Source organism: Psychrobacter sp. 78a-MNA-CIBAN-0178, from assembly GCF_040309625.1.
Classification (GTDB): domain Bacteria; phylum Pseudomonadota; class Gammaproteobacteria; order Pseudomonadales; family Moraxellaceae; genus Psychrobacter; species Psychrobacter okhotskensis.
On record NZ_JBEOOZ010000046.1, the window covers coordinates 1 to 9,485 of the forward strand.

Genomic DNA, 9,485 nt, shown 5'->3' on the forward strand with positions numbered 1-9,485 from the left:
TTCAGGCTCAACAACGGGTTCAGGCTCAACAACGGGTTCAGGCTCAACAACGGGTTCAGGCTCAACAACGGGTTCAGCGTTTGCGCTACTATCCAACACATCCAACGTGTGTGCTGATTCATGAGTTGGATCAACACTGAATTCATTACTGTCAAAACTAGCGTTTGGCTGCTCAATACTGACCTGCTCTTGATAGTCGATATCATAAGGCTGTAACGGCGGCATCGAAGCTGAATGGGTAATGGTCGCCTGCGTAGAAGATGTATTTTCTATGGCGGGTACTTCAGATGACACGGAGTCATCATAAGTAGGGTTTAGTATTTCGTCTATTGGTAATGGACGAAAGGCCAACAGACGTAAGATACACATCTCCAGCGCTTGCATCGGTGTACTGGCAAGTTTCACGCCTTCACGCGCTTGCACAACGATTTCGTAATAGAGCTGCAATACCTCAGGACTGATATGCTGTGCCAGCGCATTAATATCTTGGGCTTGCGCCTCATTGACATTGAGAGCGACTTCGGGCAGTAGCTGGGTCAATGCCAACTGATGTAATAGCTCTGCCAGCCCATCAAACATACTCGTCGCATCAACCATTTGCGCACGCATCTGCTCAATATGAGCGGCGACGGCAGATTTGTCATGATTATAGATATCAGTGATGAGCCGCACCAAGTCAGCGGCATCAATCAAACCGAGCATGGCATTGACCGTGACATCATCAAGCGCACCTTGGCCAAAAGCAATGGCTTGATCGGTTAGGGATAAAGCATCACGTACCGAACCTTTTGCTGCACTGGCCAATTGCCAAAGTGCAGGTTGGGTATAGCCTACTTGCTCTTGGGTAAGGACATTTGCCAAATGCTCACTCAGCAAGGTTTGCGGCAACGGGCGTAGAACAAACTGTAAACAGCGCGAGATAATAGTAATTGGCAATTTTTGCGGATCAGTGGTCGCGAGCAAGAACTTCACATGTTCAGGCGGCTCTTCCAAGGTTTTGAGTAGTGCATTGAAGCTATGCGTGGACAGCATATGCACCTCATCAATCAGGTAAACCTTGTAACGTCCTTGGCTTGGTGCATAAGGCACGTTATCTAGTAGCTCGCGGGTGTCTTCCACTTTGGTGCGAGAGGCCGCATCAATTTCGATCAGATCAATAAAACGACCTTGATCGATGGCAACGCAATTATCACACACACCGCAAGGCGTACTGGTCACCCCAGTATCACAATTCAGGCACTTGGATAATATACGGGCAATCGTCGTCTTACCGACACCGCGCGTACCCGTAAACAGATAGGCATGATGCAGACGATTGTAATCAATGGCATTTATCAATGCTTGCGAGACGTGCGTTTGCCCAATCAACTCATGGAAGTTTTTTGGGCGGTATTTGCGAGCTAAAACTTGATATTGCTGCGTCATAGTAACTGCCAATATAGTAACTGCCAATGTGAAAAGTACGAATATATAAAAAAGTACAAATATAGTTAAAGCATCAAATCAGCGATCTATAGTAAGGAAAGTCTATGACTGCGATCGCAACTCAGCCAACTGCTCGTATAAGCGCTGCGTGTTTGCATCGATAGCCGAGCCATTCTGATGAAAAGTGTCAATATACACCTCGGTATTAACGCTGTCCTCGCACGGTCTAACTTCTACGCCAATTAAAAACAAATCATCCATTACCGGCTGCTGCATTTGTGAATTAAGCTCAAACAATAAATCCTGATGCGATGCGCGAACTTTGTCTGCACTCAATGCACTATTTTCATCTTGTCCATAGAACACCATCAGATAATGGCGACCAAATACATGATAAGAATGCTCATGACGAACATAACCATTCCATCGTGAATTTTGATCAATCGTTCTATGTGCCAATATTTTTTCTATTAAACACGCATAGGTATACATCGACTCATCAACTAACACATCGACCTGCTCTTTTGGCAGTGGCGTCCCCGCCTCATAATACTGCTGAATCAAGCGATTAAAGAGCTTATACCACATGCGAGTATTCTTTTGAATCTCTAGCATCAACGCATTAGCAAAAGCAGTTTGGTCAGGTTCTGCAGCTTTAAGCAAGCGAGGTTCCACTTGGTCTATTAACTGGTGAGCAACCAACTGCTCTTGCACCTCAACGGCTCTTTGATGAAAATCAGGTGACTGTAAGAACTGGGCAAGTAACGTTGACTCGTCTTGAAACGTCTCAAAGCCAGCAAGCTTGCGGCGGTGAAAATCCAAATAAGCACTGAGATCACTTGGAGTCACCAACTGATTAAGAATGTCGACAAAGTTTTGATGGCTAAATACTTGTAAGACACTCTGCTCATCGTCCAAGTCCAGCACACAGTCTTCAGCAAAGAACTGACTGCCGTATTCGTAATTGACGGTATAGGGCTGCGACTCTGGGTTATCGCCTTCATGCTTGATGGCGAGTGACGTCAAACCAATAAAATAAATTGCCTTGTCCGATGCCGACGCGTTTACGTCAGCCAGTACCTTGTCATTTTTTAGATAAAGCTGGGCATGACGCTTGATTAATTGGTTGACAACTTCCTTTCTCCACTCACGCACCTGTGTACTATCAATCTCTTGCTGGTCAGCCTGTATCACCACATCATTAACGATAAGGTAAACCGTCGCACCAGAGAATTCACAAACAAAGTCATAACCCTGAAAGGCATGCTCGGGATGATTGCTATTGTCCTCTGATACATCATACAAAGATAAGAAGCTTTGCTGAATCATCTGCTGCCAAACTGAGAGCGGTGCGTGCTGAGTGTCCATAATATCCCTATAGATGAGTGCTCATAAATAACTGAGTGTCTGCCACCAACGTTGCAAAACTCGCTTTATACTCAGTTCAGTAACAGTGTGATAGCCAGTTCAATATAATTTAGATACAAGGAAGGCGAGTAAAGTACGACAAGTAGTAGACTAAGCGAGCCTGATACCCTATCTAAATTATATAGGAGTGACTATATTTCATAGTAAGTAGACTCTAGTCTAGTTGTCAAGCTTGCGACGCATATGTGGGAATAAAATCACATCACGAATGCTTGCTGAGTCCGTAAATAGCATCACTAAGCGATCAATACCAATGCCCTCGCCTGCTGTCGGTGGTAAGCCATAAGATAAAGCTTCGATATAGTCTTCATCAAAATGCATCGCTTCATCATCACCAGCGTCTTTTTCAGCGACTTGACCACGGAAACGTTCTGCCTGATCGGCAGGGTCATTCAGCTCACTAAAACCATTGGCCAATTCACGACCACCGATGAATAGCTCAAAGCGGTCAGTAATCTCAGGGTTATCATCGCTACGGCGTGCCAATGGCGACGTCTCTGCAGGATATTCAGTGATAAAGGTTGGCTGACGCAATTGATGCTCAGCGGTCTCTTCAAAGATAATCGTTTGCAATTTACCCACACCAAAGCCCTCTTTTACTTGCTGTTTAAGGGTGGTCGAGGCGTACTCTGCTAGATACTCACGGTCATTGATATGCGCCATGTCGAAGTTTTCGGCATATTTGGCAATCGCATCAGACATCGATAAACGCTCAAAAGGCGCTTTTAGGCTGATGGCTTCTTCTTGATAAGTAATCTCAGTCGTACCCAAGATATCCATCGCCAACTCATTAAATAAACGCTCGGTCAAATCCATCAAGTCATGATAATCCGCATACGCTTGATAAAACTCAATCATCGTAAATTCAGGATTGTGACGGGTTGAGACGCCTTCGTTACGGAAGCTACGGTTAATCTCGAATACTTTCTCAAAACCGCCAACCACCAAACGCTTCAAATAAAGCTCAGGCGCGATACGTAAATAAAGCGGCATATCCAAAGCATTGTGATGCGTCACAAACGGACGTGCAACGGCACCCCCTGGAATCGGGTGCATCATTGGCGTTTCAACTTCCATGAATCGCTCATTCAGCATGAATCTACGAATACCGCTGACAACCTGACTGCGAATCATAAAGGTATCGCGAGTTGTCTCATTGGTCATCAAATCAAGATGACGATTGCGATAACGGGCTTCCACATCTGCCAAACCATGGAATTTATTTGGCATTGGACGTAATGATTTGGTTAGTAGACTGATCTCTTCGATATGCACGTATAGATCGCCTTTACCTGAGCGACCGATATAGCCTGATACCCCAACGATATCGCCTAAATCTAGTGACTTAATACTCGCACGCGTCTCATCATCGAGCTCTTTACGTGCGACGTATAACTGAATACGACCTGTCATGTCTTGGATTACAATGAATGATCCACGGTTAAGCATGACTCGACCTGCCACATTGACCTGTACTTTTTTACCATTAGTAACGTCATCTTCGATTTCTTGCTTAGAGACACCGTCAAAGGCTGTTTGCAAATCTTGCGCATAATCGGTGCGTTTGAACGTATTTGGATACGGCTGTTTGCCTGAAGCAGTGATATCGTCTAGCTTGGCTTGTAGCTGGGCGATAAGTTCGTTAGCATCTTCTGGGGCTTGCTCTTGATTCTGATTTTTATTGTTGGAATTTGACATAACACTCTCAAAATTATTAGGTAATTAAAGGAACAAACGAAAACGGTGAATTGAATCTATACTTATTATCATCATAGTCAGCTGTAAAAAAACAGCTATAGACAAACAAACACTGTCAGGTGGACAGTGTCTCGCTTTTATAAACCAATGGCTTTAGTCCGCACCAATACTGGCCATCAAGTCCGCCTGATACTCGCGTAACAATGCATCAAGAATCTCATCCAAATCACCTTCCATAATGGCATCAAGCTTGTATAACGTTAGGTTAATACGATGATCGGTCATACGACCTTGCGGGAAGTTATAAGTGCGAATGCGCTCTGAGCGATCGCCACTACCGACCAAGTCACGACGGATGGTGTCTGCCGCATCAACCTGCGCTTGCACCTTGACTTGCTGGATTTTTGAGATCAGCATTTTCATCGCTTGCGCACGGTTTTTGTGTTGGCTACGTTCTTGTTGACACTCTACCACGGTACCGGTCGGAATGTGTGTTAAGCGTACAGCTGAATCCGTGGTGTTAACGTGCTGACCACCGGCACCGCTTGAGCGAAAGGTGTCAAAACGAATGTCTGCTGGATTTAAATCAACGGTGTCATCAATCTCAACTTCCGGCATAACTGCAACGGTACAGGCTGAGGTATGCACGCGACCTTGACTTTCCGTTTCAGGAACACGCTGCACACGGTGTACACCAGACTCAAACTTTAGACGACCATAGACGCTGTTGCCGGACACACGAGTAATGATTTCTTTATAGCCGCCATGCTCGCCTTCATTGGCTGATAGCACTTCCATTGTCCAGCCTTGAGTCTGCGCGTACTTTTGATACATACGAAACAAATCACCGGAGAAAATCGCCGCTTCATCACCACCTGTCCCAGCACGAATCTCTAAGAAAGCTGGCACTTTATCATTGGGATCTTTTGGTAGCATCATGACGTTGAGCGCTTCTTCCATCTCGACGATGGTATCACGTGCGCTGTCAATCTCTTCTTGCATCATCTCTTTCATGTCAGGATCTGTCGCATCGGCTAGCATAGTCTCAGCATCGGCCTGATCCGTCTCTGCACGCACATAGTTCTGCCATAAAGTAGTGATATCCATCAAGTCGCTGTGCTCGACAGACAATTCACGGAATTTATTATTATCGCTGATGACACTGGGGTCTGATAATAAGGCGGTGACCTCTTCATAACGGTCTACCATCTGGTCTAAACGCAGGCGTAAGGATTCTTTCATAAAAGGACTTTTAATTGGATAAGAGGAATAAGACCGTGATTATAGCAAATTTTTTGGGGTAAATTAAAACCTCTAGGCATTCTTGTCGATATATGGACAAACTTTTCTGCTACTTGTGTCATATCGACACTTTTTTCTGATGATTTGAATACAGCATAAGCTTTGCTTAAAATTTAAGTAAAAAAAATAGCCAAGAATATTCTTGGCTATTTAAACAATAATTAAGACTTAAGGCTTAAAAAATCAGACCTTACGAACCAGTACCGACCCAATAGAGTAACCAGCACCAAACGAGCAAATCACACCTAAATCACCAGATTTTAGCGCGTCTTTATAACGATGAAAGACAATCATTGGGCTGGCTGAACTGGTATTGGCAAATTCTGCGATAACACTTGGCACAATCGCCTTATCGGCATCACGTCCAACAACGGTGCGCAAGATTAAATCTAGCATGTTGGCATTGGCTTGGTGTAACCACATCATTTTTACATCACTGGCTTGCATTTCGTTCTCATGCAAATGCTCGGTGATGATTTCTGATACCTTTGGACAAACTTCACGGAATACTTTGCGGCCGTTTTGTAAAAACAGTTTATCAGTAACCGGCTCTTTGATATCTGGATACATCTCAGTCTGCGCCGCCAAAAACTCTGAGCGATCCATAAAACCATATTCGTTTTTGATATTGGTTGAAAATTCGGTAAACAACTTCGAGTTGATGATCTCATAACCTTTTGGCGTCTCAAGCTCTTCAACGATAGAAGCGGTTGCCACATCACCAAAGATAAAGTGGCTATCACGATTGCGCCAGTTAAGATGCGCTGAAGTAATCTCAACGTTGACCACCGCAATGCGCTTGGCAAGCCCAGAGACGATAGAGCCATGCGCTTGCGATAAGCCAAAAGTCGCGGCACTACAAGCGACGTTCATATCATAAGCAAATCCGCCAATCATGCCGATTTCTTTTTGAATCTCGATGGCAACCGCAGGATAAGTGCGCTGGAAGTTTGAACAGGCAAGGATGATACCGTCTAAATCATTGGCCTCAAGTCCAGCATCAGCAAGGGCATCTTTGAGCGCCGCAGCACCCATCTCAGCCATAATTGACAGCTCTTCGCCTAAATGACGATAAGGAATCACGGGTGCCATGATTTCTGGGTTTAAGATACCGTCTTTTTCCATGACATAACGAGATTTGATGCCAGAAACTTTTTCGATAAAAGCGGCCGATGAGGGCTCAAGTGCAGTCACCGTGCCTGCTGCTATGTCATCAGCATGCTTTGCATTATAATTATCAACATACTGGTTAAAAGACGCCACCAGCTCTTCGTTGCTGATGCTATAAGGGGGAATATATAGGCCGGTGCCTGTGATACAAGTCGTCATGATAAGCTTCCTTGTCTACTACTATAGGGCTTGGAATAAGCATAAAAATGGAGAAAATAACAATCGTTCATTTTCAGTGAATAACTGTAAACTTAAAATCAGTGCCTTTATTATGCCTGAATATTTTAATTTTTCTAATACTTTGTTACAAATAATCCGTTTCTTGCTAAGATTTAACAAAAACTGTCTTTATTTCGAGTCAGTTACTTAAGACAGCTACGCTATAATCAATGGCACATACTCTCGTAAAATCCATGACAGATACTTATAAAAGCTCATATTTGGAATATTAATGGTTGAACTTCTTAACTGGTTATTTGGGCAATATGCCGATTACCCTACCGTATTTATAGCGCTCGAATTAATCGCGGTCATCTTTGGCGTGGCCAGTGTGTTACTTGCCAGCAAAACCAATATCCTTGTCTTTCCCATCGGGCTGGTCAGCACTGCCATTTTTGTCTATCTACTGTGGAAATGGCAGCTATTCGGTGACATGTTTATCAATGCCTATTATACGGTTATGAGTCTATATGGCTGGATTAATTGGTCAAAGAATAAAAAATCTCACCATAGTGAGGTTCAGCAAGTAGACAATGTCCAAATAGAACATCTACATTCCGATGACATTCCTACTCTATCAGCCTTAGCAGCAGGCACGATCGCTTTCGTTGCCTTGGTTTATTACTTCCGACCAGTGATTAATAATGGGTTTAGTTTCGATGGTGCTGTACTTGGAGTGCACTTATTTACTTGGGTGGACTATACCGATATGCTGACCACCGCGCTGTTTTTGATGGCGATGTGGCTGATGGCACGGCGCAAAATTGAGCATTGGCTACTGTGGATCGTCGCCGATGCTATTTCTGTGCCGCTGTACTTTTACAAAGGATTGACCTTCACCGCACTACAATACGTAGTCTTCACACTTATCGCAATTTGGGCTTACTATGAATGGCAACGACGTTACCGCTTGCAACCTAAAGCAGCATACGCCTAAATCGGTCATCAATGTCGCAATATTAGGGGCAGAAAGTACAGGCAAGACGACCTTATGTCGCGACTTGGCAGCGCATTTTGGCTGCCCTTGGGTAGCAGAATACATGCGCACCTATCTACAAGCGAAATGGGATAAGGAGCAACTGACCTGTACTTGGGACGACTTACTACCCATTGCGCAGGGTCAAATAAAACTAGAAAATGAACTCGCTGAACAAGCCGCTCAAATGCCGGATAGAGCGCGCTACTTATTCTGTGATACCAGTCTATTTGAGCTGATGGTTTACGCCAATTGGTATTATGGCGACTGCCCTAAAGCGCTCACCAATGCGGCGTTAATACATCATTATGACTTGATTTTATTAACCGAAGTTGATATCCCGTGGGTCGCTGATGATTTGCGCGATAGCCCGCATCAGCGCGACGAAATCAGTGCTTATTTTGAAAGTCAGCTGACTCGTCACCAAAAGCCGTTTCATCGCATAGGTGGTGATAGAGACGAGCGCGTCCAACAAGTGCTTGAATGGCTTTCTTAAATCGACCCTATACCACGTTATAAGTAAATGACCTACAACCTTTAGGAACATTAAGAGATGTCCATGCTAAAAAACCTTGAACCTTACCTAGAAAAAACCATCTTTAACAGCCGCTGGATATTGGCACCTTTTTATTTAGGGCTGATCTTAGGGGTTATCTTATTATTTATAAAATTCATTCAAAAAACAATCATGATGTTTAATACTGTATTTAGCGCTTCTGTATCAGACGTCATTGTTAATATATTAGTGTTAGTCGACCTCTCTTTAGTAGCCAGTTTATTATTAATTATCATATTCAGTGGCTATGAAATATTTGTCTCAAAAATTGACACTGGTGATCACGTTGATCGACCTAGTTGGATGGGCAAAGTAGATTTTTCTGGTCTAAAACTAAAAGTCATTGGTGCCATTGTCGCTATTTCTGCAATCGATCTTTTAAAATCATTTATGGACATTCCTAATGAATTGAGTGATGGTGAAGCGGACAAACTCATGTGGAAAGTCATCATTCATATGACTTTCGTAGTGTCTGGCTTATTGTTTGCTGTTATGGATAAAGTGGTTGGTGATACTAAAAAACACTGATGCCAGAAAGCACTGATATCAGAAAATACTGATATCAGAAAACACTAAGGCTTATTTTTTCCACACACTCTCCATCGTTCTTACATATTTTTTCTTTATCTCTCCTCTATAGTCAAAGAACCAATAAACAGTTACACTAAAGTCTATGGCATACTCTAAAGATTACAGACAAATGATACTAGA

Annotated in this window: 8 protein-coding genes; 3 read left to right on the forward strand and 5 right to left on the reverse strand. The window is 43.6% G+C overall.

The genetic code is table 11. From position 1 onward, the window contains the following. The 5 genes from dnaX to AAEY80_RS13915 form a co-directional block, all read right to left on the reverse strand. Window positions 1–1,425, reverse strand: a 1,425-nt coding sequence (dnaX, locus tag AAEY80_RS13895; RefSeq protein WP_350588489.1) for a DNA polymerase III subunit gamma/tau, incomplete at its 3' end; no start/stop codon positions are given. Window positions 1,426–1,527: 102 nt separating this feature from the next. Continuing rightward, the gene (locus AAEY80_RS13900) at window positions 1,528–2,793 is read right to left on the reverse strand and encodes a hypothetical protein (protein ID WP_201616166.1); all 1,266 of its coding nucleotides are present in this window, start codon (window positions 2,791–2,793) and stop codon (window positions 1,528–1,530) included. Between the two features lie 219 nt (window positions 2,794–3,012). Next, the gene (lysS, locus tag AAEY80_RS13905) at window positions 3,013–4,551 is read right to left on the reverse strand and encodes a lysine--tRNA ligase (protein WP_201616164.1); all 1,539 of its coding nucleotides are present in this window, start codon (window positions 4,549–4,551) and stop codon (window positions 3,013–3,015) included. Window positions 4,552–4,704: 153 nt separating this feature from the next. Then, the gene (prfA, locus tag AAEY80_RS13910) at window positions 4,705–5,793 is read right to left on the reverse strand and encodes a peptide chain release factor 1 (protein ID WP_173240272.1); all 1,089 of its coding nucleotides are present in this window, start codon (window positions 5,791–5,793) and stop codon (window positions 4,705–4,707) included. 243 nt (window positions 5,794–6,036) lie between these two features. Next, a complete protein-coding gene (locus tag AAEY80_RS13915; protein ID WP_025650800.1) occupies window positions 6,037–7,182 on the reverse strand; it encodes a beta-ketoacyl-ACP synthase III in 1,146 nt (381 codons plus the stop codon). Between the two features lie 292 nt (window positions 7,183–7,474). Between AAEY80_RS13915 and pnuC the strand changes: the two genes are divergently transcribed. The 3 genes from pnuC (at window position 7,475) to AAEY80_RS13930 (ending at window position 9,302) form a co-directional block, all read left to right on the forward strand. Beyond that, window positions 7,475–8,179, forward strand: coding sequence for a nicotinamide riboside transporter PnuC (pnuC, locus tag AAEY80_RS13920; protein WP_025650801.1), 705 nt, complete (start codon window positions 7,475–7,477; stop codon window positions 8,177–8,179). Next, window positions 8,130–8,714, forward strand: a complete 585-nt coding sequence (locus AAEY80_RS13925) for an AAA family ATPase (RefSeq protein WP_025650802.1) — start codon at window positions 8,130–8,132, stop codon at window positions 8,712–8,714. Before pnuC ends, AAEY80_RS13925 begins: the two co-directional genes overlap by 50 nt. Before the next feature lie 63 nt (window positions 8,715–8,777). After that, entirely contained in the window at window positions 8,778–9,302 is a 525-nt protein-coding gene (locus tag AAEY80_RS13930) for a TIGR00645 family protein (RefSeq protein ID WP_025650803.1), read from the forward strand. Window positions 9,303–9,485: the final 183 nt, after the last annotated feature.

Excerpts from the sequence above, each read along its gene's own strand:
- AAEY80_RS13900 (WP_201616166.1), bottom strand. The coding sequence starts at position 2,793 with ATGGACACTCAGCACGCACCGCTCTCAGTTTGGCAGCAGATGATTCAG.
- lysS (WP_201616164.1), bottom strand. The coding sequence starts at position 4,551 with ATGTCAAATTCCAACAATAAAAATCAGAATCAAGAGCAAGCCCCAGAA.
- prfA (WP_173240272.1), bottom strand. The coding sequence starts at position 5,793 with ATGAAAGAATCCTTACGCCTGCGTTTAGACCAGATGGTAGACCGTTAT.
- AAEY80_RS13915 (WP_025650800.1), bottom strand. The coding sequence starts at position 7,182 with ATGACGACTTGTATCACAGGCACCGGCCTATATATTCCCCCTTATAGC.
- pnuC (WP_025650801.1), top strand. The coding sequence starts at position 7,475 with ATGGTTGAACTTCTTAACTGGTTATTTGGGCAATATGCCGATTACCCT.
- AAEY80_RS13925 (WP_025650802.1), top strand. The coding sequence starts at position 8,130 with ATGAATGGCAACGACGTTACCGCTTGCAACCTAAAGCAGCATACGCCT.
- AAEY80_RS13930 (WP_025650803.1), top strand. The coding sequence starts at position 8,778 with ATGCTAAAAAACCTTGAACCTTACCTAGAAAAAACCATCTTTAACAGC.